1 pseudogene is annotated in these 1,094 nt (G+C 56.9%); it reads right to left on the bottom strand.

Annotated features, from left to right (window positions below):
- Window positions 1-451: 451 nt before the first annotated feature.
- Window positions 452-1,094: pseudogene (locus tag ACYVDE_RS23755) on the bottom strand (polynucleotide kinase-phosphatase); the annotation flags it as partial.

Here is a 1,094-nt window from a genome sequence, read left to right as displayed (position 1 = left end):
CGCATTTGGCGCACGTATGCTGAGTTGTTACCATCAACCTTATACGTGTTCATCCTCACTTAGACCACCGCCGAATACATAAAGAAATTTCCCAGATTCAATGGTTTGAAATATTTTCAATACAATGACCTAAACTTTCCTGATTTCCAACTCATCATTACTCAGAAAGAAGGAATGCAGAGTTTCAAATCATACTATATCAATAAATACTACGAGCTACTGCTCAACCATCTAATTTGCCTTAAAAAAGAAGGCGCCAAAGAAAAGGACGTCAATGACCTGATGCTTGGCTCCATTCTCAAGGACCGGTCGCTCTACAAGTATTCGAAACACAAAGAAGTTCTTGAAAGCCTGTTTCAAGAACAGAAGCAATAGATTAGCATTTCCCTTGGCTTGGTAAAGAGTCCTGATTTATACGCTACAACGTGTATCAATCAGAACCATTCCATTTTTACAACCGCGGGTCCACCGCCTCACTCTCCAGCGCGAGTACGCCGAAGACGCACTGGTGCACGCGGCGCAGGGGCTGGCCGGCCACGAAGCGTTCGAGGCCCTCGACGCCAAGGGCGAACTCGCGCAGGGCGAGGTTGCGCTTGGCTTTCACGTTGCGCTGGCGGAGGCGGTCGAGGTGGCCGGGCAGGAGGTAGTCGGGGCCGTAGATGATGCGTAGGTACTCGCGGCCCCGGCACTTGAGGGCGGGCTGGAGCAGGCCGCCTTTGCCCTGGGGGATGAAGTCGTAGGGCTTCACCACCATGCCTTCGCCCCCGGCGGCGGTGAGGTCGGTCCACCACTGGATGGCGGCTTCGACTTCGGCGGGGTTGGAGAGGGGGACGACGCGGTAGGGCGTGGCGCGGAGCAGGCCAGGGTCAGCTAACGACAACGTGCGCAGGGTTTCCATGTGCCAGGCGTGGTCGCGGTCGAAGTAGGTTTTGCCTTCGGTGGCTAGTAGATGGAAGGGAGCCAGCTTGAGGTCATCGAGGGAGTGCACGGGCCAGCAGTAGCGGCGGTAGGCGTCGGCGTAGTGGGCGGCGGCCTGGTGGCGGGCAGTGGTGCGCGCTAGCAGGGCTTCGGCGCCGTCGAGCTGGCGGGCGGCG

It is taken from the genome of Hymenobacter agri, assembly GCF_054778495.1.
The sequence above is the reverse complement of the archived record's forward strand: the minus strand, read 5'-3'. Positions and strand labels throughout refer to the sequence as shown.